Source organism: Streptomyces sp. NPDC037401, from assembly GCF_055602345.1.
In genome coordinates, this window is the sequence record NZ_JBVJWO010000010.1 from 83,557 (window position 1) to 108,906 (window position 25,350).

Here is a 25,350-nt window from a genome sequence, read left to right on the forward strand (position 1 = left end):
GTTGTCGCGTCCCTCCTTAGGAGGGGGGGGGGGGGGGGGGGGTGGGGGGGGGGGGGGGGGTGGCGGGGGGGGGGGGGGGGGCCCGCGCCCCCCCCCCCCCCCCTTCCGGTAGCCCTCAGAACCCTTCAGAGCCCTCAGAGCCTCAGAACTTGTTGCGCGGGGTGATGCCCAGCGACATGCCCGACAGGCCGCGGGAGCGGCCGCCCAGCTTGCCCGCGATCGACCGCAGCGCGGCGCCCGCCGGGGAGTCGGGGTCCGCCAGGACCACCGGGTTGCCGTTGTCGCCGCCCTCGCGCAGCCGCACGTCGATCGGGATCTGGCCCAGCACCGGCACCGACGCGCCGGTCGTCTTCGTCAGGCCGTCCGCGACCATCTGACCGCCGCCGGTGCCGAACACGTCGACCATCTCGTCGCAGTGCGGGCACGGCAGCCCGGACATGTTCTCGACGACGCCGACGATCTTCTGGTGGGTCTGCACGGCGATGGAGCCCGCGCGCTCGGCGACCTCGGCCGCCGCCTGCTGCGGGGTGGTCACCACGAGGATCTCGGCGTTCGGCACCAGCTGCGCCACCGAGATCGCGATGTCACCGGTGCCCGGCGGCAGGTCCAGCAGCAGGACGTCCAGGTCGCCCCAGAACACGTCCGCCAGGAACTGCTGGAGCGCCCGGTGCAGCATCGGGCCGCGCCACACCACCGGGGCGTTGCCCGGGGTGAACATGCCGATGGAGATGACCTTCACGCCGTTCGCGGACGGCGGCATGATCATGTTCTCGACCTGGGTGGGCCGGCCCTCCACGCCCAGCATGCGCGGCACGCTGTGGCCGTAGATGTCCGCGTCCACGACACCGACCTTGAGCCCGTCCGCGGCCATCGCAGCGGCCAGGTTGACCGTCACCGAGGACTTGCCGACGCCGCCCTTGCCGGACGCGACGGCGTACACGCGGGTCAGCGAACCCGGCTTGGCGAACGGCACCTCGCGCTCGGCCGTGCCGCCGCGCAGCGTGGCCGCCAGGTCCTTGCGCTGCTCGTCGCTCATCACGTCGAGCGTGACGTCGACCGCGGTGACGCCCGCGACCTTGAGCACGGCCTCGGAGACGTTCTTCGTGATCGTCTCGCGCATGGGGCAGCCCGACACCGTCAGGTAGACCGTGACGGCGACCGCGCCGCCCTCGCCGATCTCCACCGATTTGACCATGCCGAGCTCGGTGATCGGCCGGTGGATCTCGGGGTCGTTGACCGTCGCCAGCGCATCCAGGATCGCGTCCTGCTCGGGCACGGCGGCGGAGGGTGTGTCGGTAGCCATGTCCCGATGGTACGGCTCGGTAGCCTGCCCCGGGAAAGTCCGTCAGCGGTCGCCTTCGTCACTCTCGTGCGGGAATAGCCGCCGCTCGTCCATCTCCTTGATCAGGTCCTGGAACTCCGAGCGGATCCAGTCGCGGGTCGCGACCTCGCCCAGGCCCATCCGCAGCGCCGCGATCTCCCGGGTGAGGTACTCCGTGTCGGCGATCGACCGCTCGTTCTGCTTGCGGTCCTGTTCCAGGTTGACCCGGTCCCGGTCGTCCTGCCGGTTCTGCGCGAGCAGGATCAGCGGCGCGGCGTACGACGCCTGGAGCGACAGGGCCAGCGTGAGGAAGATGAACGGGTACTCGTCGAACCGCACCGCCGTCGGCGCGAAGATGTTCCACAGCACCCACACGATGATGACCAGGGTCATCCAGACGATGAACCGGCCCGTCCCGAGGAAGCGCGCGATCTTCTCGGACGTACGGCCGAACGCCTCCGGGTCGTACTCGGGCAGCAGTCCCCGCCGCGGGGCCTTCGGCAGGTCCAGGCGCACCCGGGGACGCGACAGGGCGCTCGACCCGGTGGCGGCGGGCTTCGCCCGGCCGTCGCGCCCGTCCCGCTCGGAGGACTCGGAGCGCGCGGTCCGTTCCCGGGCCCGCTCCATCAGCTCCTCCAGCCGGTCCGCGAGCCGGTGCTCCCGGCCCTGGTCCCGCCTGCGGTCACTGCCCACGTACGGCCTCCTCGGTGTGGAAGTCCGTCTCGCGCCAGTCGTCGGGCAGCAGGTGGTCCAGCACGTCGTCCACGGTCACCGCGCCCAGCAGCGAGCCGCTCTCGTCGACGACCGGCGCCGCGACCATGTTGTACGCGGCGAGGTAGCTGGTCACCGCGGGCAGCGAGGCGTCGGGACGCAGCGGCGGCAGGTCCGTGTCCACGATCGAGCTGACGAGGGTGAACGGCGGGTCGCGCAGCAGCCGCTGGAAGTGCAGCGTGCCCAGGTACTTGCCCGTCGGGGTCTCGTCCGGCGGCCGGCACACGTACACCTGGGCCGCCAGCGCCGGGGACAGGTCCTGCTGGCGCACCCGGGCGAGCGCGTCGGCGACCGTCGCGTCCGGGCGCAGCACGATCGGCTCGGTGGTCATCAGACCGCCGGCGGTGTTCTCCTCGTACGACAGCAGGCGCCGCACGTCGGCCGCGTCGTCCGGCTGCATCAGCGTCAGCAGCCGTTCCTGGTCGTCCTCGGGGAGCTCCGAGAGGAGGTCGGCGGCGTCGTCGGGGTCCATCGCCTCCAGGACGTCGGCCGCGCGCTCCTCCTTCAGCTTGCCGATGATCTCGATCTGGTCGTCCTCGGGCAGCTCCTCGAGGACGTCCGCGAGCCGGTCGTCGTCGAGGGCGTTGGCGACCTCCGCACGCCGCTTGGGCGTCAGGTGGTGCAGGACGTTCGCCAGGTCGGCCGGGCGCATCTGCTCGAAGGTCGCCACCAGGCTCTCGGCGCCCTGACCGTGCTCCTCCAGGGAGAAGCCGGTGACCGCGGACCACTCCACGGTCAGCGTCTCGCCGCGGCGGCGCAGCGCCCCGGCCTTGCCCTTGCGTACGAAGATCCGGTCGATCTCCCAGTCGCGGCGGGCCGGCAGCTGCTGGATGGCCACGTCCAGGACGGTGACCTCCTCGCCGGCGGCGACCAGCGTCACCCGGCGGTCGAGCAGTTCGCCCAGGACGAGCCGCTCGGTGGGGCGCTGCTCGAACCGGCGCATGTTGACCACGCCCGTGGTGATGACCTGGCCCGACTCGACGCCCGTCACCCGCGTCATGGGCAGGAAGATCCGCCGGCGGCTGAGCACCTCGACGACGAGGCCGAGCAGCCGGGGCGGACGGCCGCCGACGCGCAGCATCGCGACCAGGTCCCGGACCCGGCCGACCTGGTCGCCGTTCGGGTCGAAGACGGGCACTCCCGACAGATGCGAGACGAAGATCCGGGGGGCGCCTGCTGCCATCCGTGCGCCTCCTTGTGAACCGTTTCGCCTCGTGGGGCTCTCAGGCTAGCCCGTGCGGCCCGGAACCGCCCTGGTGGGGGGCGCACAGGGGGCCACCAGGGCGTCCGGTGCCGCAGCCGCCCCGGTACGCTGCCTGCTGCACCGAGCCCAGACGAGAGGCAGCCCGCCCGTGATCGTGTTCCCCCCGGCCGTCCGGCTCCGCCGGGCCGCTCTCGTCGGCGTGCTGTGCGCGGGGCTCGCCGTGGCCGCCACAGGCTGCGGGGAGGACCCGGACGAGGGCACGAACGGCGTGGGCAAGCTGTCCGCCGAGCAGATCGAGGACAAGGCGCGGGCGGCCGCGACCGCGGCCGGCGCGGTCAGGCTCTCGGGCAACGTCGTCACCGCGGGCAAGTCCTTCACCCTCGACATGAAGCTCAAGGCGGACGGCGCGTCGGGCGAGGTCAGGACCACCGGCAGCACCTTCGAGCTGCTGCGGGTCGGCGACCAGCTCTACCTGAAGGCGGACGCGGCCTTCTGGGCCCACGAGAAGGACGGTGAAGAGCCGGAGGACGGCGCCGGGACGGACGGCGAGCAGTCCCCCGGCGAGGGCGAGGCGGCCGCCGACAAACTCGGCGGCAAGTACGTGAAGGTGCCCGAGGGCGACCCCTCGTACAAGCAGCTGCGCGGGTTCACCGACATGGACGTGCTGCTCGACGGGTTGCTCGGCCTGCACGGCAAGCTCGAGAAGGGCGCCTACCGCAAGGTGGGCACGGTCCGCACCATCCAGGTCACCGCGGACAAGGGCACGGGCGGCCGGCTGGATGTCGCGCTCATCGGCACGCCGTACCCGCTGCGCCTGGAGCGGGCCGGCGGCGCGGGCGTGGTGGAGCTCCTGGACTGGGACAAGCCCTTCACCCTGACGCCCCCGGACAAGGACCAGACCGTCGACTACGGCCCCCAGCTGCCCGACCGCGACTAGGCCCGACCGACCGCGACTAGGCCCGCCCGACCGCGACTAGGCCGGCCCCCGGCAGTCGGCGGCTAGCGGCCGGCGCGGCGCTTGCGCTTGAGGAGCAGCTTCGGCAGGGCCGCCGGAATCGGGCGGCGGGTCGTCGCCGGGGACGGCAGCGGGGCCGCGGCCAGCGAGTCCCCGGGGAACCCGCCCGCGACGGACACCGGCTCCAGGCGCAGCAGGCGGCACTCGCGCGCCCACCGGTCGGTCATCTGCTCCGAGTCGGGCGCGTTCAGCCGCTTGCCCTTCAGCTCGGCCACCGCCGACGCCCACGCCTCGGAGGACGGGGCGAGCTCCGTGACGGCAGCCGTCCAGGCGACCAGCCGCCCGCCCTTGTCCTTGCTGCGCACCGTCACCTCGGCCGTGCCGCCGTCCGCGAGCCCCGGGAAGGGCTGCTCGCCCGGACCGTCGCCGAGGACGTGCGCCGCGCCGTCGACCCAGGCGTGCCACAGCGCCCGGTCCGGCCCGGTGCCCCGGACCCAGATGAGGCCGGACTTCTTGGTGGCCTCCTCGACGAGGGCCAGGTCGAGCGTGCTCAGAGTCATGCGCACAGGGTAGGTCGTCAGAGCCAGCCGTTACGCCGCAGGGCCCGGTGGATCGTGAGGCAGATCCCGACGATCGCCCCCATCACCATCGGGTAGCCGTAGCGCCACTGGAGCTCCGGCATGTGCTCGAAGTTCATCCCGTACACCCCGCAGATCATCGTCGGCACGGCGATGATCGCCGCCCACGAGGTGATCTTGCGCATGTCCTCGTTCTGGGCGACCGTCGCCTGGGCCAGGTTGGCCTGGAGGATGGAGTTCAGCAGCTCGTCGAAGCCGACGACCTGCTCGTGCACCCGCGCCAGGTGGTCGGCCACGTCGCGGAAGTACTTCTGGATGTCGGGGTCCACCAGCCGCATCGGCCGCTCGCTCAGCAGCTCCATCGGCCGCTGGAGCGGGGACACCGCCCGCTTGAACTCCAGCACTTCGCGCTTGAGCTGGTAGATCCGGCCCGCGTCCACCCCGCGCGGGCTGCCCTTCGCGGGGGCCGCGAAGACCGCGCTCTCCACCTCGTCGATGTCGTCCTGCACGGCCGAGGCGACCGCGATGTACCCGTCGACGACGTGGTCGGCGATCGAGTGCAGCACCGCGGACGGGCCTTTGGCGAGCAGCTCCGGGTCGTCCTGGAGGCGGTGCCGCAGCCCTTTGAGGGAGCCCTGTCCGCCGTGCCGCACGGTGATGACGAAGTCCCGGCCGGTGAAGCACATCACCTCGCCGGTCTCCACCACCTCGCTGGTGGCGGTCAGTTCGGCGTGCTCGACGTAGTGGATGGTCTTGAAGACCGTGAAGAGGGTGTCGTCGTACCGCTCCAGCTTCGGCCGCTGGTGGGCGTGGACCGCGTCCTCGACGGCCAGCGGGTGCAGCCCGAACTCCGCGGCGATGCCCTCGAATTCGGCCTCGGTGGGCTCGTGCAGGCCGATCCAGGCGAAGCCGCCGTCCTCCCGCACCCGGCGCATCGCCTCGCGCGGGGACAGGCAGGCGCCCTGGAGCCGCCGTCCGCCGCGGTAGACGGCGCAGTCGACGACCGCGCTGCTGGCCGAGGGGTCGCGGGTGGTGTCGTACGCACTGTGGGAGGGGCTGGTCTTGCGCAGCGACGGACGCACCACCGCGCGCAGGTCACGGATCATCGACATGGCAGGCTCCTACGCGCGGCGTGCGGCCACGCGGACGGGAGATCCTCGGGCCGCTGCGGCGCGGACGGGAGGAAGACGGGACGAACTGGCGGGAGGAGAAGTTCTGCCGTCGCTCTTCGTCGTGCGGGATGCCGTCGCAGGGAATGCCGACCGGGCCCCCAAGGCGGCCAGGTCAACCGGGCCGGACCGGATCGGACCGGATCAGACCGGAAGGCGGGACCCCGCGGAAGAGCGATTGGTACTGCACGATCGACTTCGGTCCACCGCAGCCCCACCTCCTCCGGCCGGTCCCCCGTGGGGGATGTCCTCGCGTCGGGGCACTGAAACGGCGCTTCTGCGCGCTGCCCCGACCAGCGGTCAACACTATCAGCCGACAGATGGTCAAGACCGGTCCTTTACCCGGGCGATAGCAGTTCTATGCTCACGACATGGCAGAAGTTCTTGCACTGGTCGAGGCCCGGCTGCGCACCGCGCTGGGCGAACCCGACGCGCGCGCCGCGGTCACCTTCCTCGGCACCGACCGCATCGAAGTCCTGCGGTTCACCGACGGCGAGGTGGTGCGGTACGCCACCCTCGGAATGTCCGGCCAGCCGATGGCCGACCCGACGGCCGTGGTCGCCGACCCGCTGCGCGGGCCGCGGGCCGAACTGGTCCTGTCGGTACGGGGCGGGGCCGCCGACACCGACAAGGTGCTGCGCCCGCTCGCGGTCCTCGCCGCCTCACCGCAGGTCGAGGGCCTCGTGGTGGCCCCCGGCGCCTCGCTGGACCTGGGCGAACCGCTGTGGCCGGGTGCGCCGTTCAGCTCCGTACTGGTCGCCGAGCCCGGCGGACTGGTCGAGGACCTGGAGCTCGACGAGCCGCTGGAGCCGGTGCGTTTCCTGCCGCTGCTGCCCATGACGCCGAACGAGGCCGCGTGGAAGCGGGTGCACGGGGCGGCCGCCCTTCAGGAACGCTGGCTGGCGCGCGGCACGGACCTGCGCGACCCGCTGCGCACCTCCGTGTCCCTGGACTGACCCCCGGATCCCCGACTGAGCGCGGCCACGAGGGGTACGCATCGCATCCGGACGGGTGATCGTCCCTTGACGCGGCGGCGGCCGGGGAGGAGCGTGGGAGCCTATGAGGGGTGAACCGAGTTGCCCTAAGTGCGGTGGCCGGGTCAGGGCGCCCGGTCTTTTCGCCGACTCCTGGCACTGCGCGGTCCACGGCGCGGTCCAGCCCCTGCAACCGGTCATCCCACCCAGCGTCGAAGGCCTCGCGGTCGTGGTGAACCGCGCGAAGGTGCCCGTCTGGATGCCGTGGCCGCTGCCCGTCGGATGGCTGTTCACCGGAGTCGCCTGCGCCGGGGACGACCGCAGCGGCGGCCGTGCCACCGCCGTAGCCTGCTCGGGCCCCGGACCGCTCGGCGGCCTGGGGGAGCTGGTGCTCGTCGCGGAGGAGCTCGGCGTGGGCCTCGGCGCGCGGTACGCCGGCATCGACGGCCTGGACCCGGGCGGGCTCATCAACGTCTCCGCCCCGCCCCACGCCAAGGTCGTCGCGGCCGGCCGCCCCACCCCGCTGTGGCACGTCACGAGCACGCCGGACGACCGGGCGGTCTTCGCGGGCGAGGCCCGGGGGCTGTGGCTGTGGGCGATCGTGTGGCCGGAGCAGTCCGGGCTGCTGATGTACGACGAGCTGGTGCTGACCGATCTGCGGGACGCGGGGGCCGAGGTCGAACTGCTGCCGTGCGGGGCGTTGAGCCCCCGCATCCTCGAAGCCCGCTGACCCACCCCGCGTCCGCCGCACCGCCTGCCGTGCGTCTGCCGCGCCGCTTGCCGTGCCGACCGCCGTGCCACCTGCCGTGCGCCTGCCGCGCCGCTTGCCGTGCGCCGACCGTGCCACCTGCCGTGCCGCGGTCCCCGGGCCCCGACCCCCGGACGGCGCCCCGGCCCTGCGACGGCACGGGCAGGCGGAGGGCGCGGGTATCCTGAGGTGTCCCCCTTCCGTCCTGCCCCTGGAGCCGTGCCGTGCGCATCGACCTGCACGCCCACTCCACGGCATCCGACGGTACGGACACCCCCGCCGAGCTGGTCCGCAATGCGGCAGCCGCCGGGCTGGACGTGGTCGCGCTGACCGACCACGACACCGTGGCGGGACACGCCGAGGCCGTCGCGGCCCTGCCGCAGGGCCTGACCCTGGTCACCGGCGCCGAGCTCTCCTGCCGCCTCGACGGCGTCGGGCTGCACATGCTCGCGTACCTCTTCGACCCGGCCGAGCCGGAGTTCGCCCGCGAGCGCGAGCTCGTGCGCGACGACCGCACCCCGCGTGCGCAGGCGATGGTCGGCAAGCTCCGGGCGCTCGGCGTGCCGGTCACCTGGGAGCAGGTGGCCCGGATCGCCGGCGACGGCTCCGTCGGCCGCCCGCACATCGCGACCGCGCTGGTCGAGCTGGGTGTCGTCGGCAGCGTCTCCGACGCCTTCACCCCGGACTGGCTCGCCGACGGCGGCCGGGCCCACGCCGAGAAGCACGAGCTCGACCCCTTCGAGGCGCTGCGCCTGATCAAGGCGGCCGGCGGGGTAGCCGTCTTCGCACACCCCGGCGCGGTCAAGCGCGGCGAGGTCGTGCCGGAGAGCGCGATAGCCGAGCTCGCGGCGGCCGGCCTCGACGGGATCGAGGTCGACCACATGGACCACGACGCGGACACCCGCTCGCGGCTGCGCTCGCTCGCGGCCGATCTCGGGCTGCTGACCACCGGGTCCAGCGACTACCACGGCAGCCGCAAGACCTGCCGACTCGGGGAGTGCACGACCGACCCCGAGATCTACGGCGAGATCACGCGCCGTGCGACCGGGGCCTTCCCGGTGCCGGGCGCGGGCGGACGTACCGGCGCCTGACGGGCCCTTCTCGACGCGTTCGACAGCGGCTTCCCCGCCAGGCGCCACACCCGCGCCCACCTTCTTCGTACGACTCTTCCTGCAAGGCCATCACTGTGTTCGACGTTGCCGTTTTCGGATCCCTCTTTCTCACCCTTTTTGTGATTATGGACCCCCCGGGGATCACCCCGATCTTCCTCGCGCTGACCTCCGGCCGCCCGGCCAAGGTGCAGCGCCGGATGGCCTGGCAGGCCGTCTGCGTGGCCTTCGGCGTGATCGCCGTCTTCGGGCTCTGCGGTCAGCAGATCCTCGACTACCTGCACGTGTCCGTGCCGGCGCTGATGATCGCGGGCGGTCTGCTGCTGCTCCTGATCGCGCTCGACCTGCTCACCGGCAAGACCGACGAGCCGAAGCAGACCAAGGACGTCAACGTCGCCCTGGTCCCGCTGGGCATGCCCCTGCTGGCCGGTCCCGGTGCCATCGTGTCCGTGATCCTCGCGGTGCAGAAGGCCGACGGCGTCTCGGGCCAGGTGTCGGTGTGGGCGGCGATCGTCGCCATGCACGTGGTGCTGTGGCTCGTGATGCGCTACTCGCTGGTGATCATCCGGGTCATCAAGGACGGCGGTGTCGTGCTGGTGACCCGCCTCGCGGGCATGATGCTGTCCGCCATCGCCGTGCAGCAGATCATCAACGGCGTGCTGCAGGTGGTCCGCGGCGCGTGATGCCCGCCCGGTAGTCCCGTACGCCGGCCGGCCCGGACGCCCGTCTGCCCGTCCGCAGACGAAAACGCCCCCGCACCGTGTGGTGCGGGGGCGTTTCACGTCTGATGCCCTCAGCGGGCGGCGGTCGCGGCCGGCCGGATGAGGATCCGCTGGCCGATCGATGCGGCCTGCTGGACGATCCGGTTGACGGAGGCGGCGTCCACGACGGTGCTGTCCACGGCGGTCCCGTCGACGTCGTCCAGGCGCAAGATCTCGAAGCGCATCGGCTTCTCCCTTCGTCGGTGTCGCTCCTTGCATAGCTCTCAACGAAGTGTAGGGGGCAAACATTCCCTACGCTAAGGAAATTTTTTCATTAGCTAAAGATTGTCGGCGGACAGGGCGGGGATCGCGGCGGTGCGACGACCCGTGTGACCTCGGCCACAATGAGAATGTTATGGAAGAACACCTCGGCGCGCGCATCGACCGGACCAACGAACTGCTGCAGCGCATGCTCATGGAGGTCGCCAAGACCCCGTCGACCCACGCGATCTTCGTGGACGCGGGGTACGTCTACGCGGCCGCCGGCCGTCTCGTCGCCGGGACGGAGGACCGGCGCACCTTCGACCTCGACGCGGAGGGCCTGATCGAGGCGTTCATCGACAAGGCCCGTACGATCTTCGCGGACAGCCGGCTGCTGCGCGTCTACTGGTACGACGGCGCCCGCCGCCGCATCCACACCGCCGAGCAGCAGTCGATCGCCGAGCTGCCGGACGTGAAGGTACGGCTCGGCAACCTCAACGCCAGCAACCAGCAGAAGGGCGTCGACTCCCTCATCCGGACCGACCTGGAGTCACTCGCCCGGCACCGGGCCATCAGCGACGCCGCGCTCGTCGGCGGCGACGAGGACCTGGTCTCGGCCGTCGAGGCCGCCCAGGGCTACGGCGCCCGGGTCCACCTCTGGGGCATCGAGGCGGTGGACGGCCGCAATCAAGCCGATCCCCTGCTCTGGGAGGTCGACAGCCAGCGCGTCTTCGACCTGGAGTTCTGCAAGCCGTACGTGACGCGCAAGGCGGTCGCTGTGCCGTACGAACCGGAGAACGACGGCGTGCCGCGCCCCGGCCGCGACGAGGTCCGCTTCACCGGCGCCCGGATCGCCGCCACCTGGCTCGCCCTGCGCGGCCGCGAGGCCCTGGCGGAGCTCCTCCCCGGCCGGCCGTACCTGCCCGGCAACGTCGACCAGGAACTGCTCGTCGAGGCCGAGGCCATGCTCCACTACTCCCTGCGCGGCCAGGCCGACCTCCGCCGCGCCCTGCGCGACGGCTTCTGGACCCACCTCCAGGCCCAGTACTGACCCGGCCGGCCGGTGGTCAGGGGGTGTCTTGTGGATCAGGCCGGGCTCACGGCTGATCGGGCGGATCCACAAGACACCCCTAGCCGGCCGTCCGGCTCGCGGCGGCGGAGCCCCAGAACGACGCCAGCGCCTTCGCCGTCGCCTCCGGCGCCTCGGCGTTGGGGGAGTGCTCCGTGTCCGGTACGACCACCCGGGCGGCGCCCAGGCGGCGGGCCATGTCGTCCAGCTGCGGGACCGGCCAGGCGTAGTCCACGGCGCCGGACAGGACCAGCTTGGGGAGGTCCACGGCGGCCAGTTCCGCGACCCGGTCCGGCTCGGAGATCAGGATCCGGCCCGTCGCGATCAGCTGCTCCGGGACGGTGGCGAGCCAGCGGTCCCGCAGGAAGGCCGCCAGCTCCGGGCCGTCCGGCGTGGCACCGCCGGCTTCGCCGTCATCGGGATCCATGTCGCGCATCGCCTGCCAGATCGCCGGCATGTCGTCGCCCATCGCCTCCAGCGCGGCGACCAGCAGCTTGGTCCGCTCCTGCTGGGCCTCGTCGATCGCGGCGGGACCGCTGCTCATCAGCGTGAGGCCGGCGAACGCCGCCGGGTCGCGGATCACCGCGGCGCGGGCGATCAGACCGCCCAGCGAATGCCCCACCAGGTGCACCGGCCCGCCGCCCAGCGCGGCCGCCTGCGCCAGGACGTCCCGGGCGAGCTCCTCCCGCCCGTACGCGGACTCCTCCCGCGGTCCCTCGCTCTCGTGCTGGCCGCGGCCGTCCACGGCCACCACGCGGTACCCGGCCCCGGCCAGCGGCTCCAGGAGGCCGATGAAGTCCTCCTTGCTGCCGGTGAAGCCCGGAACCAGCAGGGCGGTGCCGTGCACCGCCTCGCCGGCCTCGTGGACGGCGAACTCGCCGCGCGCGGTACCGAGGCGGTAGGCGCGGGCACGCGGCGGCAGGGTCAGGCGGGGCGGCTTGCTCATGCCGCACAACCTACCGGCCCGTAACACGCCGGTGGCCCGGCTCCCCCCACGGAAGGGGGGAACCGGGCCACCGGGCTGGTGCTCACGCCTCCGGGGCCTCGACGGCCTTGCGGGTGCGGGTACGGCGGCGCGGGGCGGCCGGGGCGTCCTCGGCGGCCGGAGCCGCCGCAGCCTCGACCGGAGCCTGCGTGGCCTTGCGGGTGCGGCGCGGCTTCACCGGAGCCTCCGCAGGGGCGGCCTCGACCGCCGGAGCGGCCTCCACCACGGCCTCGGCGGCCTTGCGGGTACGCGTACGACGGCGCGGGGCGGCCGGCTCCTGCGCGGGCGCAGGGACCTCGGCGACCGGGGCCTCCGCTACCGGCGTCACCGCGGCCGGAGCCGAGACGGACCGGGTGCGGCGGCGGCGCGGCTTGCGCGGCTCGGCAGCGGCGTCCTCGGCCGGAGCCGGGGTCTCCACGACCGCGGCCGCGGCCACGGCCTCCGTCGCGACGGCCTCGCCCGCGACCTCCGCACCACCGCGGGTACGGCGGCGCTGACGCGGCGTGCGGGTGCGCGCGGGGCGCTCCTCCTCGACCACCGCGGCGGCGGGCTTGCGGCCGCGGCCACCGCGGCCGCCCGGCTCGCCCAGGTCCTCGAGCTCCTCGGCCTTCAGGCCGGCGCGGGTGCGCTCGGCCCGGGGCAGGACGCCCTTGGTGCCCGCGGGGATGTTCAGCAGCTCGAACAGGTGCGGGGACGTGGAGTACGTCTCCTCGGGCTCGTGGAAGTCGAGCTCCAGCGCCTTGTTGATCAGCTGCCAGCGCGGGATGTCGTCCCAGTCGACCAGAGTGACGGCAGTGCCCTTGTTGCCCGCGCGGCCGGTGCGGCCGACGCGGTGCAGGAAGGTCTTCTCGTCTTCCGGCGTCTGGTAGTTGATGACGTGCGTGACGCCCTCGACGTCGATGCCGCGCGCGGCGACGTCGGTGCAGACCAGCACGTCGACCTTGCCGTTGCGGAACGCGCGCAGCGCCTGCTCGCGCGCGCCCTGCCCGAGGTCGCCGTGGACGGCGCCCGACGCGAAGCCGCGCCGCTCCAGCTGCTCCGCGATGTCCGCGGCGGTGCGCTTGGTGCGGCAGAAGATCATCGCCAGCCCGCGGCCCTCGGCCTGCAGGATGCGGGAAACCAGCTCCGGCTTGTCCATGTTGTGCGCGCGGAACACGTGCTGCGTGATGTTCGCGACCGTCGCGCCCTCGTCGTCCGGCGAGGTGGCGCGGATGTGCGTGGGCTGCGACATGTAGCGGCGGGCAAGGCCGATGACCGCACCCGGCATGGTCGCCGAGAACAGCATCGTCTGGCGCTTCGGGGGAAGCAGGTTGATGATCTTCTCGACGTCGGGCAGGAAGCCCAGGTCGAGCATCTCGTCGGCCTCGTCCAGGACGAGCGCCTTGACGTGCGACAGGTTGAGCTTCTTCTGGCCCGCGAGGTCCAGCAGGCGGCCGGGCGTGCCGACGATCACGTCGACGCCCTTCTTGAGGGCCTCGACCTGGGGCTCGTAGGCGCGGCCGCCGTATATGGCCAGGACGCGGACGTTGCGGACCTTGCCCGCGGTCAGCAGGTCGTTGGTCACCTGGGTGCACAGCTCGCGCGTCGGGACGACGATGAGCGCCTGCGGGAAGTCGGTGAGCTGCTCGGGCGTTGCCCGGCCGGCCTCGACGTCCGCGGGGACGACGACGCGCTCCAGCAGCGGAAGGCCGAAGCCGAGGGTCTTGCCGGTGCCGGTCTTGGCCTGGCCGATGACGTCCGTGCCGGAGAGGGCGACGGGGAGGGTCATCTCCTGGATGGGGAAGGGGGACACGATGCCGACGGCTTCGAGGGCCTCGGCGGTCTCGGGAAAGATCCCGAGCTCTCGGAACGTAGTCAGGGTGCTGCCTCTTCTGTGAGACGCGGCCCGAGGCGGCGAGGGGGGTCTTACCGTGCCTGGCTTTGCCGTACTGCTCGTACGAAGCTGCGCGGGACCACTGCCTTCGCTCAAGCGCTCTTGCCGCTGAGGGGGCCCCTCGTGGGAGGCGGCACGCAAGAACGTACGCACCACACCGAGGGCGGTCGGTTGGAGCCGATCGGGCCACCGACCGGGCATCCTCATTCGGATGGCCCGCCGAGTATTCGGCAGGCGCATTACCACTGTACCCCGGAATCGCGCAGCTGTGTTGGGTGAATTCACCGGGGAGTCCGGTTTCGCGTGACTGACCAGCCACTTCCCGTGGCGCCCGGGCGGGCTATTGTTCCCGGCATGGCGAGCGTTGAAGACCCCGAAAACCCCAAAGGCCCCGAGGAACCTCAGAGCCCTGCGCACCCTGAGAACTCCGGTGGCACCGAGAAGCACGCGAAGGCGGTGACGGCCCCCGCCGACGCCGGTGCGCCGACCGGGATCGCCGCCCAGGACTGGGCGACGGCCTCCGCCACCCCGCAGTACCGCGCAGCCGTGGTGGATCTGCTCGGCGCTCTCGCGTACGGCGAGCTGGCGGCCTTCGAGCGGCTGGCCGAGGACGCGAAGCTCGCGCCCAGCCTCGCGGACAAGGCGGAGCTCGCGAAGATGGCTTCCGCCGAATTCCACCATTTCGAGCGGCTGCGCGACCGGCTCGCTGCCATCGAGGCCGAGCCGACCGCCGCCATGGAGCCCTTTGCCAAGGGCGTCGACGACTTCCACCGCCAGACCGCGCCCTCGGACTGGCTGGAAGGCCTCGTGAAGGCGTACGTCGGCGACTCGATCGCCAGTGACTTCTACCGCGAGGTGGCCACGCACCTCGACGCCGACACCCGCGCACTGGTGCTGGGCGTGCTCGACGACACCGGCCACGGCAACTTCGCCGTCGAGAAGGTCCGCGCCGCGATCGAGGCCGACCCGCGCGTCGGCGGCCGGCTCGCGCTGTGGGCCCGCCGGCTGATGGGCGAGGCGCTGTCGCAGGCGCAGCGCGTGGTCGCCGAGCGCGACGCGCTGTCCACCATGCTCGTCGGCGGCGTCGACGGGATGGCCGCCGGCTTCGACCTGGCTGCCGTCGGCGAGATGTTCACGCGCATCACCAAGGCGCACACCAAGCGGATGGCCGCCCTCGGCCTCGCCGCCTGACGGCACGGGCAGACGGCACGGCCCGGCGCACCGGCAGACGGGCGCACGAGCACGTCGGCAGGCAGCGGCCCCGGTGGATTCCCGCCGGGGCCGCTTTCCGTGGCCGTCGAGTGCCGGTGGCGTCCGGGATGCTGGCGGGCCGTCAGCCGCCGGACGGAACCGACACGGGCCCGCGCCGGCGGGCCGGGGCGGCCGGGGGCCGCAGCAGCAGGGACACCACCACCGCCGCCACCAGCAGGCCGCCCAGCAGCGAGCCCGCGACCGTGGAGTGCCCCGGACCCAGGACGTAGTGAGTGAGGTAGCCGCCGAAGGCCCCGGCCGCCGCGCCCGTGACCAGCACCACGCGGGCGGACGGCAGCCTGCCGGAGAGCCGTCTCGCGGCGATCCAGGACAGCGCGAGACCGAGCAGTGCCGAGCCGAGTGCTTCCACGAGCATGTGTGTTCCCTCCCGCACGGTCAGGGCAAATCGGGTCGTAGGCGGTCCTACCCGATGCCCGTGGAACACAACCCTCTTCCGGCACCGCTTGCTCCGGTCGTGCCATGTGCCGCAGGGGAAACCTACCGGAGCAGCAGAAACGGCCCGGCGGACGAACCGCCGGGCCGTTTCTCCCACTTGTGCGTGACTACGCGCCGAAGCCCACCTTGCGCGTGGCCGGCTCGCCGATGTCCACGTACGACAGCCGGTCGGTCGGCACCAGGACCCTGCGGCCCTTTTCGTCCGTCAGCGACAGCAGCTGAGTCTTGCCGGTCAGCGCATCCGACACGATGCTCTCGAGCTCTTCGGCGCTGAGCCCGCTCTCCAGCACGATCTCACGGGGTGCGTGCTGCACGCCGATCTTGACCTCCACGGCTATGTCCCTCCGACGGTCCAGGTCGCGCGGTGTACCGCGCCGTACGCGGACCACATTAGCCCGGAGAGGGGACGGGCACGGCGGCGCCGCCGAACGCTGCGAGCGAACACCGGCACCGGCCCCGGAGCTGCAGGTCAGTGCTGCCCGGCCTCCGTGCCGTGCAGCGGGAAGCCGGCGATGCCGCGCCATGCCAGGGAGGTCAGCAGCCCGACCGCCTTGTCCCGGGCCACCGGGCTCTCGCTGGAGAGCCAGTACCGGGCCACGACCTGGGAGACGCCGCCCAGGCCCACGGCCAGCAGCATCGACTCGTCCTTCGACAGGCCGGTGTCCTCGGCGATGACGTCGGAGATCGCCTCGGCGCACTGCATCGAGACCCGGTCGACGCGCTCGCGCACCGCGGGTTCGTTCGTCAGGTCGGACTCGAAGACCAGCCGGAACGCGCCGCCCTCGTCCTCGACGTAGGCGAAGTACGCGTCCATGGTCGCGGCCACGCGGAGCTTGTTGTCGGAGGTCGAGGCCAGGGCTCCGCGCACCGCCAGGAGCAGTGCCTCGCAGTGCTGGTCCAGCAGGGCCAGGTAGAGGTCGAGCTTGCCGGGGAAGTGCTGGTACAGCACCGGCTTGCTCACTCCCGCACGCTCCGCGATGTCGTCCATCGCGGCCGCGTGGTAACCCTGCGCGACGAACACCTCCTGGGCGGCGCCCAGGAGCTGGTTGCGTCGGGCTCGGCGCGGCAGTCGCGTGCCCCGCGGGCGCGCCGCCTCGGTCTGCTCGATGGCTGTCACGCCGCCTCCCACTTTCTTCAAGAACACAGTGCGCTATGCGCCGCGCCCGCCATCGTACTTTTCGGTAACCGAATCTGGGGGGTCGAGACCGAGTTTTCTCGGTCTACGGACACGGGTACGGGGCAGGTCAGCGGTAGTCGTCCTCGTCGTCCAGCACGACCACGCGCGCCTGCTCGGCGGCGTCCGCCTCGGTGGACCCGTCCCGGTCGCGCTCGGAAATCGGGTCGTCCTCGCTCTGGAGCAGCTCGGCGAGCTGTTCCGCGGCGTCCGCCTCAGGGGCCTCGTCGTCGAGCACCTTCTGGAGCTGATCCTGGAAGGTGTCCGGCTCCGTCGGGTCGACAGTCATGTGGCTCCCCTTCTTTCGCTCACTACGAGCCTAGGAGAGCAACGAGTACGCCGCTACGCGTACCTGTGACTGCGAACACACGGGTCCCCGCGTGATCGTCTCGTAACATTGGCCGCATGTCTTCGACCGAGCTGCCGGACGTCCGGGCCACCGCTGCCGTGACTTCCCAGGTGACCGCCGTGCGCGTGGCCGAAGGAGAGCGGCTGAGGCGCGTTTCGCTGCCCGGCCTGACCCTCACCGTGCGCTCCCGGCCGCCGGCCGTCACCGGGCTGCCGCCCGCCCTGTACGTCCACGGGCTCGGCGGATCCTCGCAGAACTGGTCCTCGCTGATGCAGCAGCTCGAGGGCGACGTCGACGGCGAGGCCCTCGACCTGCCCGGCTTCGGCGACTCCCCGCCGCCGGACGACGGCAACTACACCGTCACCGGACTCGCGCGGGCCGTCATCCGCCACCTCGACGCGAGCGGCCGCGGGCCCGTCCACCTCTTCGGCAACTCGCTGGGCGGCGCCGTCACCACCCGCGTCGCGGCCGCGCGCCCCGACCTGGTGCGCACCCTGACGCTCGTCTCGCCCGCGCTCCCGGAGCTGCGGGTGCAGTCCACCGCCGTGCCGACCGCCCTGCTCGCGTTCCCCGGAGTCGGCGGCCTCTTCGGCCGGCTCACCCGCGGCTGGACCGCGGAGCAGCGCACCCGCGGGGTGATGGCGCTCTGTTACGGCGACCCCACCCGTATCGAGCCCGAGGCCTTCGCGCACGCCGTCGAGGAGATGGAGCGACGGCTGGCGCTGCCGTACTTCTGGGACGCCATGATCCGCTCCTCGCGGGGCATCGTGGACGCTTACACGCTGCCCGGCCAGCACGGGCTGTGGCGGCAGGCCGAGCGGGTGCTCGCACCGACGCTGCTCGTCTACGGCGGCCGGGACCGACTGGTCTCGTACCGCATGGCCCGGAAGGCCGCCGCGGCCTTCCGCGGCTCCCGGCTGCTGACCCTGCCCGAGGCGGGTCACGTGGCGATGATGGAGTACCCGGAGATCGTTGCGGACGCCTTCCGCGACCTGCTCCGCGACGCGGGCAGGAGCTGAGCGCCCCAGTGGGACGACATAGTCGCAAGGGCCCGGCTCCCGAGCCAGCGCAGCCGGCGCCCGCCCCGGCCGGACACCAGGAGTACGCGCAGCACACGGCGCACGCCCCCCACCCGGCGCACGACACCCCGCACGCCTACGCCGAGCGCACCGGCCACGCGGGGCGCACCGGGTACGACGCGTACCCCGCGGCGGAGTTCACCGGCTACCCGGAGCACTCCGACTACTCCGCCCACGCCCAGTACCCCGAGTTCACCGAGTTCACCGAGACCGGGGCGCACCGGGCCTTCCCCGCCTTCACCGCGCTCTCCGGCGCCGCCGGGCCCTCCGTCTTCGCGCCCTCCGAGCCCACCGCCACCCACCAGGGGTACGGCGGCCGGGTCGCCGCCCCCGAGGTGCGCGGCGGCCACCCCGAGCCCAGCGTGTACGGCGACTGGCGCGGAGTGCCGCGCAGCACCGACACCCCGGCCTTCGGCGTCCCGCAGATGTGGGCCGACGCCCCAAGCGCCGCCGACACCGACCTCGCCGACGACGTGTCGCTGTTCGACACCGAGCCCGAGCGCGCGGTTCCCGCGGCCCGCCGGCCCGCGCCGCACGACGCGCCGGAGGGCCCCGCCACCGGATCGCACCGCCGGGTACGGGTCCCCGCCCCCGCCCCCGCCCCCGGGGAGCGGCCCGCCCGCCGCCTCGGGGTCCGCACGTACACAGGGGTGGCCGCCGCGGTCGTCACCACCGTGCTCGCCGTGGTCGTCGCCGGTCAGGTGACGGGCGAGGACGAGAAGAACGGCGCGCTCGCCGCCGCCGAGGAGCGGCAGCGCGCCGAGGACCGAGCCGCAGCCTCGCGCTCCGAGCAGCGGCCCGCGCCCGAGCGCACGACCGTCCCCGTGGTCGCGCCGGAGAAGACGTACGACCAGAAGATGTCCGCGCAGTACCCGATCGACCCCAAGCTCAAGGGGCCCGGCACCTTCGACACCGTGCCCGGGGTCGCCAAGGCCCCCGGCAAGGGCAGGCTCGTGCGCTACCGCGTGGACGTGGAAAAGGGCCTCGGCCTGGACGCCGCCCTGTTCGCGGAGGCCGTGCAGCGCACCCTCAACGACAAGCGCAGCTGGGCCCACGACGGCGAGATGACCTTCGAGCGGGTGCCCTCCGGCGAGGTGGAGTTCGTGATCACGCTCGCGAGCCCCGTCACGACCGGCGTCTGGTGCGCGAAGTCCGACCTCGACACCGTCGTCGGCAACGTGTCCTGCGACTCCGCCTCCACCGAGCGGGTCATGATCAACGCGTTCCGCTGGGCGCAGGGCTCGGACACCTTCGGCCCGGACAAGATGTTCGCGTACCGGCAGATGCTCATCAACCACGAGGTCGGGCACCGGCTGGACCACGGCCACGTCAACTGCCAGACGCCCGGCGCGCTCGCGCCCATCATGCAGCAGCAGACGAAGTCGCTGAACATCAACGGCATCAAGTGCAAGCCCAACCCCTGGGTATATCCCGGCAATTGACGGACCTTGAGCCGACCTCAGGGCTGCCGCGTTGACAAGGGGTCCGGTAATCGGTAATTGTTCTCGGCATGTCGCACCTCCACGCCGTCACCGCGAGCGCCGCCATTGAGCTGGCGCTCCTCGGCGTGACCGCGCACAGCGTCGCCGACATTTTCTGTAGCTGACGCCTGCCTGAGCGCGCGTCGGCCCTTTTCCGGAGTTCCGCCTTCTGCCGCGCCCGGGCATCCCACGCCCGCAGGTGCGGCCCTCGCGTTTCCCGGCACAACGGATCCACCGGATCTCCCAGGTCCCCGGTGATCTCCGTTTTCCGGACGCCCGGCATTGCCGGTGGCGGCCCCTCGCGCGGCATCCGATGTGCATTTCCCCGGATTCCTTCATGCCGAGAGGTTCAATTCCCATGCGTCCTCAGTCCCTCATATCGCGCCGCGTGGCCGCGGCCGCCGTCAGCCTCGTACTGGCCGGGGGCGCCGCCGCGTGCGCGGGGCCCCAGGACGGTGCGGACAACAGCAGCGGCAAGCCCGGAACCGCCGCCGGCAAGCCGCAGAAGGGCGGCACGCTGACCGTCCTCAACTCCGAGGCGCAGAGCGACTTCGATCCCGCCCGGCTCTACACCTCCGGCGGCGGCAACGTCCCCTCGCTCGTCTTCCGCACGCTGACCACCCGCAACCGCGAGAACGGCGCCGCGGGCACCAAGGTCGTCCCGGACCTCGCCACCGACACCGGCCGCCCCAACGCCGACGCCACCGAGTGGACGTACACGCTCAAGGACGGGCTGAAGTACGAGGACGGCACGCCGATCACCAGCGCCGACGTCAAGTACGGCATCGAGCGCTCCTTCGCCGCCGAACTGTCCGGCGGCGCCCCGTACCTGCGCGACTGGCTGGTCGGCGGCGACACGTACCAGGGCCCATACAAGGACAAGAAGGGCCTCGCGTCCATCGTCACCCCGGACGCCAGGACGATCGTCTTCAAACTCCGCAAGCCCGAGGGGGAGTTCCCCTTCGTCGCCACCCAGACCCAGTTCGCCCCCGTGCCCAAGGCCAAGGACACCGGCGTCAAGTACGAGGAGCACCCCGTCTCCTCCGGCCCGTACAAGGTCGTCTCCAACGAGAACGACGGCGAGCGGCTGGTCCTGGAGCGCAACCCGCACTGGGACCCGAAGACCGACGAGGAGCGCAAGGCCTACCCGGACAGGATCGACGTCCGCTCCGGCCTGGACTCCGCCGTCATCAACCAGCGCCTGTCGACCAGTTCGGGCGCCGACGCGGCCGCCGTCACCACCGACACCAACCTCGGCCCGGCGGAGCTCGCCCAGATCGGGGACAACAAGGAACTGGCCTCGCGCGTCGGCACCGGCCACTTCGGCTACGTCAACTACCTCGCGTTCAACCCCAAGGTGAAGCCCTTCGACAACCCGAAGGTGCGCCAGGCGATCTCGTACGCGATCAACCGCACCAGCGTCGTCAACGCCGCCGGCGGCTCCGCGCTCGCCGAGCCCGCGACCACCTTCCTGCCCGAGCGCGAGGCCTTCGGCTTCACGCCGTACGACCACTTCCCGGCGGGCAGGACCGGCAGCCCGGCCAAGGCCAAGGCGCTGCTCGCCGAAGCCGGCTTCAAGGACGGTCTCACCGTCACGCTCACGCACTCCACCGCACAGAACCGCCAGACCAGCCCCGAGGTCGCCACCGCCGTCCAGCAGGCCCTCGCCGCCGCCGGAATCACCGTCAAGCTCGAGGGCCTGGAGAACAACGCGTTCAACGAGCGCCGCTGGGACGCCAAGAACACGCCCGGCTTCTTCCTCTCCCGCTGGGGCGCCGACTGGCCGTCCGGCGGCCCGTTCCTCGCGCCGATCTTCGACGGCCGGCAGATCGTCGCCGACGGCTCCAACTACAACCACGCGCAGCTCAACGACAAGGCCGTCAACGCCGAGATCGACGAGATCGCCAAGCTGACCGACCTCGCGGCCGCCGGCAAGCGCTGGGGCGCCCTCGACAAGAAGATCGGCGCGCTCGCCCTCGACGTCCCGCTCTTCCACCCCGTCTACAAGCGGCTCGTCGGCAAGGACGTCAAGAACATCGTGATCAGCGACTGGACCGGCGTCCTCGACATCTCCCAGGTCTCCGTCAAGTGACCCTCGCACACAAGGCACAGGCGGCGCCCGCGGCCGGGATCACCACCCCCGCCGCGGGCGCCGCCCGCCAGGTCCGGCAGCGGCTGCGCCGCCGCCCCTCGGCGCTCGCGGCGGGCGCCGTCCTGGCCCTGCTCGTCCTCCTCGCCGCCGCCGCGCCCCTGCTCGCCCACCTCGCGGGCCAGGACCCGAACGCCTACCACGACGACCTCGTGGACTCGGCGCGCGGCGGAGTGCCGCTCGGCTCCTTCGGGGGCATCTCCGGCGACCACTGGCTGGGCGTCGAACCGGGAACCGGGCGCGACCTGTTCACCCGGCTGCTCTACGGCGCACAGATCTCCCTGCTCGTCGCCCTCGGCGCGACCGTCGTGCAGATCCTCATCGGCGTGGCCGCGGGCCTCGCCGCCGCGCTCGGCAGCCGCTTCACGGATGCGCTCGTCAGCTGGCTCACCGACGTGCTGATCGCCCTGCCGATGCTGGTCCTCGGCATCGCGCTCACCGCCGTGGTCCCCGCCGACTTCCCCCGCCCGCTGCTGCTGGTCCTGATCATCGGCCTGCTCGGCTGGGGATCGACCGCCCGGATCGTGCGGGCCCAGGCCCTCGCCCTGCGCGGCCTCGACTTCGTCGACGCGGCCCGGCTCGCCGGCAGCGGCAGGCTGCGCATCGCCCGGCGCGAGCTGCTCCCGTCCCTCGCCGCGCCCGTGATCACGTACGCGGCGATCCTGCTGCCGGTCAACATCGTGGTCGAGGCCTCGCTGTCGTTCCTCGGGGTCGGCGTCAAGCCGCCGACCCCGTCCTGGGGGCAGATGCTGTCCACCGCGCAGACGTGGTTCCGCGCCGACCCCATGTACGTCCTGCTGCCCGCCGGGCTGCTCTTCGTCACCGTGCTCGCCTTCACCGTCCTCGGCGACGCCGTCCGCACCGCGCTCGACCCGCGCGAGGCCGGACGGCTGCGGGTCGGCACCAGAAAGGAGCGCATCGCGTGACCCGCTACGTGCTCAAACGGACCGGCGGCGCGCTGCTGGTGCTGCTCACCCTGTCCGTCCTCGTCTACGGCCTCTTCTACCTCGCACCCGGCGACCCCGCCCGGCTCGCCTGCGGGGAGCGCTGCAACCCGCAGCAGATCGCGCAGGTACGCGAACAGCTCGGCCTCGGCGACTCCGTGGTCACGCAGTACCTGCACTTCCTCCAGGGACTCGTGGCGGGCCGCGACTACTCGGCGGGCACCGGCGTGCTGCACTGCAACGCGCCCTGCCTCGGCTTCTCGTACCAGACCGACCAGCAGGTCACCGAGCTGATCCTGCAGCGGCTGCCCGCGACCTTCTCGCTGGCACTCGGCGCCCTGGTCATCTGGCTCGTCGTCGGCGTCGGCACCGGACTGCTGTCCGCACTGCGCCGCGGCGGGCTCACCGAGCGTGCGCTGACCGTCTTCACCCTGGCCGGGACCGGCACGCCCGTCTTCATCCTGGGCCTGCTCCTGCTCATGGTGGTCTGCGCCCACCTCCAGTGGCTGCCCTTCCCCACCTACGTGGCCTTCGGCGAGGACCCCGAACAGTGGGCCTGGAACCTGCTGCTGCCCTGGGTCGCCCTCGGCTTCTTCGAGAGCGCCAAATACGCGCGCCTCACCCGCAGTTCCACCCTGGAGACGCTGGCCGAGGACCACATCCGGACCTTCCGCGCCTACGGCGTGGGCGAGCGGGCCGTGGTCACCCGGCACGCCCTGCGGGGCGCCGTACCGCCGGTGATCGCGCTCAGCGCCGTCGACCTCGGCACCATGATGGGCGGCGCCGTCCTCACCGAGTCCCTCTTCGGGATCCCCGGACTCGGCAAGGCCCTCATCGACGGCGTCCGCGTCGTCGACCTGCCCGTGGTGGTGGGGGTCGTCCTCGTCATCGGCACCGCGGTCGTCATCGCGGGCGCCCTCGCCGACCTCCTCCACGCCCTCGCGGACCGAAGGGTTGCCCTGACGTGACCGACCTGCTCATCGAGGTCGAGGACCTCACCGTGGACTTCCCGGTCGGCGAGGACGGCAGGTTCGTCCGCGCCGTGGACGCGCTGTCGTTCACCCTCGCCCCCGGCCGCGCCCTCGGCATCGTCGGAGAGTCCGGCAGCGGCAAGTCCACCGTCGCCGCCGCCCTGCTCGGCCTGCACCACGGCACCGGCGCCCGGCGCGGCGGGACCGTCCGCGTCGGCGGCCTCGACGTGGACACGGCCGGCCCGGCGCAGCTGCGGGCCTTGCGCGGCGGCACCGCCGCCATGGTCTTCCAGGACCCGCTCAGCGCCCTCGACCCGTACTACGCGGTCGGCGACCAGATCGCCGAGGTGTACCGGATCCACGCGGACGTCACCCGCCGGGCCGCCCGCGCCCGGGCCGTCGAGGTGCTCGACCGGGTGGGCATCCCGGACGCCGTGCGCCGCGCCCGGTCCCGGCCGCACGAGTTCAGCGGCGGCATGCGGCAGCGGGCGCTCATCGCCATGGCCCTGGCCTGCGAGCCCCGGCTGCTGATCGCCGACGAGCCGACCACGGCGCTGGACGTCACCGTCCAGGCCCAGATCCTGGACCTGCTGTACGGGCTGCGCGAGGAGCGCGGGCTCGGGCTGCTGCTGGTCACCCACGACGTGGGCGTGGCCGCCGAGAGCGTGGACGAGCTGCTCGTGATGCGCGACGGGCGGGCCGTGGAGCACGGGCCGGCGGGCGCGGTGCTCGCCGCGCCCCGGGAGCCGTACACCGGTGCGCTGCTCGCCGCGGTGCCCCGGCTGGACGGCCCGCGGGCGCCGCGGCGGAGCGCCGGGGGCGAACCGGTGGTGGAGGCCTTCGGGCTGCGCCGGCAGTTCGGGCGCGGCCGGGACCGGGTGAACGCCGTGGACGGGGTCAGCCTGACCGTCCGGGCGGGCGAGACGCTCGGCATCGTGGGGGAGTCGGGCAGCGGCAAGAGCACCCTCGGCCGGATGCTGGTCGGACTGCTGGAGCCCTCGGGCGGCCTGGTGCGGTACGACGGCGCGGACGGCGGGGGCGGTGCGGACGGCGCGCCCGCGGCCGGCGTCCAGATGGTCTTCCAGGACCCGGTCTCCTCCCTCAACCCGCGCCGCAGCATCGGCGAGTCCGTCGCCGACCCGCTGCGCGCGGCGGGGGAGCTCGACGAGCGGGCCGTACGGGACCGGGTGCGCGGGCTCCTGGAGCGGGTCGGACTCGATCCGGAGCACTACGACCGCTACCCGCACGAGTTCAGCGGCGGGCAGCGCCAGCGCGTCGGCATCGCCCGCGCGCTGGCCCCCCGCCCCCGCCTGATCGTCTGCGACGAACCCGTCTCGGCCCTCGACGTCACCACCCAGGCCCAGGTCACGGAGCTGCTCGCCGAGCTCCAGCGGGAACTGGGCATCGCGCTCGTCTTCATCGCCCACGACCTCGCGGTGGTCCGCCAGGTCAGCGACCGCGTCGCGGTCATGCAGGGTGGACGGGTGGTCGAAGAGGGCCCGGTCGACGAGGTGTACGGGAACCCGCAGCACCCCTACACCCGACAGCTGCTCGACGCCGTGCCGGCGCTCGACCCGGAGCTGGCCGCGGACCGGCGTGCGGCCCGCGGCAAGCCGGTCGGCATCCCCGCGTAGCGCGGCGGAACGCCGCCGGTACCCGAAAGTTACGAGTCTTCACCCCTTCCGGTGGGGGGGGGGGGGGGGGGGGGGGGGGGGGGGGGGGGGGGGGGGGGGGGGGGGGGGGGGGGGGGGGGGGGGGGGGGGGGGGGGGGGGGGGGA

26 protein-coding genes are annotated in these 25,350 nt (G+C 72.8%); 14 read left to right on the plus strand and 12 right to left on the minus strand.

Going from position 1 to position 25,350, the window contains the following annotated elements; translation table 11 throughout:
* Positions 1-142 precede the first annotated feature (142 nt).
* Genes ACZ7H1_RS12720 through ACZ7H1_RS12730 form a run of 3 tightly spaced genes read right to left on the minus strand, consistent with a single transcriptional unit; the run spans position 143 to position 3,275 of the window.
* Entirely contained in the window at positions 143-1,303 is a 1,161-nt protein-coding gene (locus ACZ7H1_RS12720) for an Mrp/NBP35 family ATP-binding protein (protein ID WP_470786099.1), read from the minus strand.
* Positions 1,304-1,345: 42 nt separating this feature from the next.
* Positions 1,346-1,948: a DUF1003 domain-containing protein gene (locus ACZ7H1_RS12725; protein ID WP_470786311.1), complete on the minus strand. Its 603-nt coding sequence runs from the start codon at positions 1,946-1,948 to the stop codon at positions 1,346-1,348.
* Between the two features lie 55 nt (positions 1,949-2,003).
* On the minus strand, positions 2,004-3,275 hold the full coding sequence (locus ACZ7H1_RS12730; RefSeq protein WP_470786101.1) for a magnesium transporter MgtE N-terminal domain-containing protein: 1,272 nt from the start codon (positions 3,273-3,275) through the stop codon (positions 2,004-2,006).
* A gap of 169 nt (positions 3,276-3,444) precedes the next feature.
* Here ACZ7H1_RS12730 and ACZ7H1_RS12735 point away from each other — a divergent pair, with 169 nt between their 5' ends.
* On the plus strand, positions 3,445-4,233 hold the full coding sequence (locus ACZ7H1_RS12735; protein ID WP_470786103.1) for a hypothetical protein: 789 nt from the start codon (positions 3,445-3,447) through the stop codon (positions 4,231-4,233).
* A 62-nt stretch (positions 4,234-4,295) separates the two neighbouring features.
* On the opposite strand, the gene ACZ7H1_RS12740 is transcribed toward ACZ7H1_RS12735, so the two are convergent.
* Both ACZ7H1_RS12740 and ACZ7H1_RS12745 read right to left on the minus strand, forming a co-directional pair.
* Positions 4,296-4,811: a hypothetical protein gene (locus ACZ7H1_RS12740; RefSeq protein WP_470786105.1), complete on the minus strand. Its 516-nt coding sequence runs from the start codon at positions 4,809-4,811 to the stop codon at positions 4,296-4,298.
* Positions 4,812-4,828: 17 nt separating this feature from the next.
* Positions 4,829-5,941 (minus strand): magnesium and cobalt transport protein CorA, encoded by a 1,113-nt coding sequence (locus ACZ7H1_RS12745; protein ID WP_470786106.1) that lies wholly within the window; start codon positions 5,939-5,941, stop codon positions 4,829-4,831.
* Between the two features lie 428 nt (positions 5,942-6,369).
* On the opposite strand from ACZ7H1_RS12745, the gene ACZ7H1_RS12750 reads away from it, so the two are divergent.
* The 4 genes from ACZ7H1_RS12750 (at position 6,370) to ACZ7H1_RS12765 (ending at position 9,512) form a co-directional block, all read left to right on the plus strand.
* Positions 6,370-6,954 carry a suppressor of fused domain protein gene (locus ACZ7H1_RS12750; protein WP_470786108.1) on the plus strand — a complete coding sequence of 195 codons (585 nt, stop codon included), beginning with the start codon at positions 6,370-6,372 and terminating at the stop codon, positions 6,952-6,954.
* Positions 6,955-7,057: 103 nt separating this feature from the next.
* On the plus strand, positions 7,058-7,702 hold the full coding sequence (locus ACZ7H1_RS12755; RefSeq protein WP_470786110.1) for a DUF6758 family protein: 645 nt from the start codon (positions 7,058-7,060) through the stop codon (positions 7,700-7,702).
* Positions 7,703-7,944: 242 nt separating this feature from the next.
* A complete protein-coding gene (locus tag ACZ7H1_RS12760; RefSeq protein ID WP_470786111.1) occupies positions 7,945-8,811 on the plus strand; it encodes a PHP domain-containing protein in 867 nt (288 codons plus the stop codon).
* 95 nt (positions 8,812-8,906) lie between these two features.
* The gene (locus tag ACZ7H1_RS12765) at positions 8,907-9,512 is read left to right on the plus strand and encodes a MarC family protein (protein WP_470786112.1); all 606 of its coding nucleotides are present in this window, start codon (positions 8,907-8,909) and stop codon (positions 9,510-9,512) included.
* 110 nt (positions 9,513-9,622) lie between these two features.
* Here the strand turns inward: ACZ7H1_RS12765 and ACZ7H1_RS12770 are convergent, their stop codons facing one another.
* The gene (locus ACZ7H1_RS12770) at positions 9,623-9,775 is read right to left on the minus strand and encodes a hypothetical protein (protein WP_470786113.1); all 153 of its coding nucleotides are present in this window, start codon (positions 9,773-9,775) and stop codon (positions 9,623-9,625) included.
* 170 nt (positions 9,776-9,945) lie between these two features.
* Between ACZ7H1_RS12770 and ACZ7H1_RS12775 the strand changes: the two genes are divergently transcribed.
* Positions 9,946-10,842, plus strand: a complete 897-nt coding sequence (locus tag ACZ7H1_RS12775; protein WP_470786115.1) for an NYN domain-containing protein — start codon at positions 9,946-9,948, stop codon at positions 10,840-10,842.
* Positions 10,843-10,921: 79 nt separating this feature from the next.
* On the opposite strand, the gene ACZ7H1_RS12780 is transcribed toward ACZ7H1_RS12775, so the two are convergent.
* Together ACZ7H1_RS12780 and ACZ7H1_RS12785 are read right to left on the minus strand one after the other, a co-directional pair.
* Entirely contained in the window at positions 10,922-11,806 is an 885-nt protein-coding gene (locus ACZ7H1_RS12780) for an alpha/beta fold hydrolase (protein WP_470786116.1), read from the minus strand.
* 82 nt (positions 11,807-11,888) lie between these two features.
* Positions 11,889-13,613 (minus strand): DEAD/DEAH box helicase, encoded by a 1,725-nt coding sequence (locus ACZ7H1_RS12785; protein WP_470786117.1) that lies wholly within the window; start codon positions 13,611-13,613, stop codon positions 11,889-11,891.
* Between the two features lie 459 nt (positions 13,614-14,072).
* Here ACZ7H1_RS12785 and ACZ7H1_RS12790 point away from each other — a divergent pair, with 459 nt between their 5' ends.
* On the plus strand, positions 14,073-14,909 hold the full coding sequence (locus ACZ7H1_RS12790; protein ID WP_470786118.1) for a ferritin-like fold-containing protein: 837 nt from the start codon (positions 14,073-14,075) through the stop codon (positions 14,907-14,909).
* A 142-nt stretch (positions 14,910-15,051) separates the two neighbouring features.
* Here the strand turns inward: ACZ7H1_RS12790 and ACZ7H1_RS12795 are convergent, their stop codons facing one another.
* The 4 genes from ACZ7H1_RS12795 to ACZ7H1_RS12810 all read right to left on the minus strand — a co-directional run bounded on the left by ACZ7H1_RS12795 (position 15,052) and on the right by ACZ7H1_RS12810 (position 16,888).
* A complete protein-coding gene (locus ACZ7H1_RS12795; protein ID WP_470786119.1) occupies positions 15,052-15,345 on the minus strand; it encodes a hypothetical protein in 294 nt (97 codons plus the stop codon).
* Positions 15,346-15,532: 187 nt separating this feature from the next.
* The gene (locus ACZ7H1_RS12800; protein ID WP_470786120.1) at positions 15,533-15,757 is read right to left on the minus strand and encodes a DUF3107 domain-containing protein; all 225 of its coding nucleotides are present in this window, start codon (positions 15,755-15,757) and stop codon (positions 15,533-15,535) included.
* 137 nt (positions 15,758-15,894) lie between these two features.
* Positions 15,895-16,542, minus strand: a complete 648-nt coding sequence (locus tag ACZ7H1_RS12805; protein WP_470786122.1) for a TetR/AcrR family transcriptional regulator — start codon at positions 16,540-16,542, stop codon at positions 15,895-15,897.
* 127 nt (positions 16,543-16,669) lie between these two features.
* Complete coding sequence (locus tag ACZ7H1_RS12810; RefSeq protein WP_470786123.1) at positions 16,670-16,888, minus strand: hypothetical protein; 219 nt, start codon at positions 16,886-16,888, stop codon at positions 16,670-16,672.
* Positions 16,889-17,004: 116 nt separating this feature from the next.
* Between ACZ7H1_RS12810 and ACZ7H1_RS12815 the strand changes: the two genes are divergently transcribed.
* From ACZ7H1_RS12815 to ACZ7H1_RS12845, 7 genes are all read left to right on the plus strand, one after another.
* The gene (locus tag ACZ7H1_RS12815; RefSeq protein WP_470786124.1) at positions 17,005-17,967 is read left to right on the plus strand and encodes an alpha/beta fold hydrolase; all 963 of its coding nucleotides are present in this window, start codon (positions 17,005-17,007) and stop codon (positions 17,965-17,967) included.
* 8 nt (positions 17,968-17,975) lie between these two features.
* Positions 17,976-19,469 (plus strand): DUF3152 domain-containing protein, encoded by a 1,494-nt coding sequence (locus tag ACZ7H1_RS12820; RefSeq protein ID WP_470786127.1) that lies wholly within the window; start codon positions 17,976-17,978, stop codon positions 19,467-19,469.
* A 68-nt stretch (positions 19,470-19,537) separates the two neighbouring features.
* Entirely contained in the window at positions 19,538-19,633 is a 96-nt protein-coding gene (locus ACZ7H1_RS12825; protein WP_328968639.1) for an Ms4533A family Cys-rich leader peptide, read from the plus strand.
* A 233-nt stretch (positions 19,634-19,866) separates the two neighbouring features.
* A complete protein-coding gene (locus ACZ7H1_RS12830; protein WP_470786129.1) occupies positions 19,867-21,600 on the plus strand; it encodes an ABC transporter substrate-binding protein in 1,734 nt (577 codons plus the stop codon).
* Positions 21,597-22,583 (plus strand): ABC transporter permease, encoded by a 987-nt coding sequence (locus ACZ7H1_RS12835; protein WP_470786130.1) that lies wholly within the window; start codon positions 21,597-21,599, stop codon positions 22,581-22,583. The genes ACZ7H1_RS12830 and ACZ7H1_RS12835 overlap by 4 nt, the downstream gene beginning before the upstream one ends.
* On the plus strand, positions 22,580-23,569 hold the full coding sequence (locus ACZ7H1_RS12840; protein WP_470786132.1) for an ABC transporter permease: 990 nt from the start codon (positions 22,580-22,582) through the stop codon (positions 23,567-23,569). The genes ACZ7H1_RS12835 and ACZ7H1_RS12840 overlap by 4 nt, the downstream gene beginning before the upstream one ends.
* Complete coding sequence (locus ACZ7H1_RS12845; protein ID WP_470786133.1) at positions 23,566-25,206, plus strand: dipeptide ABC transporter ATP-binding protein; 1,641 nt, start codon at positions 23,566-23,568, stop codon at positions 25,204-25,206. The genes ACZ7H1_RS12840 and ACZ7H1_RS12845 overlap by 4 nt, the downstream gene beginning before the upstream one ends.
* The last annotated feature ends 144 nt before the right edge of the window (positions 25,207-25,350 follow it).